1 protein-coding gene is annotated in these 677 nt (G+C 55.8%); it reads left to right on the top strand.

The genetic code is table 11. The features are described 5' to 3' along the window. Positions 1-416 precede the first annotated feature (416 nt). Positions 417-677 (top strand): hypothetical protein (locus ACJ8MK_RS26000; RefSeq protein WP_442518128.1); only part of this gene is annotated, 261 nt, incomplete at its 3' end.

The following is a 677-nucleotide window of genomic DNA, read 5'->3' as shown; positions in this document are numbered from 1 at the left end:
CCGCCTCTGTGGGTTGAAAACGTCACCACGGCCTACGTGATCTGACAGGCCGTGCAGGAGGAACTGGCAGTGATACGTAAGCACTGCCGGTCGAAGGTGTTTTGACATGTATGCGAAACTCCGGGGCAGCAGCGTCTATCACGCTCGCGTTGCTGACTTCTGCCAACTTGCGGCAAGCAAGGATAAAGAGTGCGACGGGCAGCCTCCTCAGTATGCCTGAGTCCAGGCAGGTAAACCGGGGAAGGTCAGCGACGGATGTTAAGGGGGCATGGCTCCGATGACGCGCTGGCTGGCGGAGCTTCCGTAGTAGTCCGCGATGGGGAAAGCCCATTACATGGCGAAGGGAAGCAGTTTGAATGTGTTTGCGACGTGAATTAACTGACCTAACGAGGTGAAGACCTTTGATAATCAGCGAAATGCAACGCAAGCTTGCCACATGGGCAGCCACCGATCCGTCCCTACGGATTCAACGGCTGCTGCGTCTGATAACACAACCAGAATGGCTGGCTGAAGCGGCGCGGATCACGCTTTCATCAAAGGGGGCGCATACCCCCGGTATTGATGGCGTGAACAAAACAATGCTACAGGCCAGACTGGCTGTTGAGCTGCAAATCCTCAGGGATGAATTACTCTCAGGTCACTACCAGCCCTTGCCTGCCAGACGGGTTTACATCCCT

The sequence above is a fragment of the Serratia sp. CY38905 genome, assembly GCF_052168875.1.
GTDB lineage: Bacteria > Pseudomonadota > Gammaproteobacteria > Enterobacterales > Enterobacteriaceae > Serratia > Serratia sarumanii.
The sequence above is the reverse complement of the archived record's forward strand: the minus strand, read 5'-3'. Positions and strand labels throughout refer to the sequence as shown.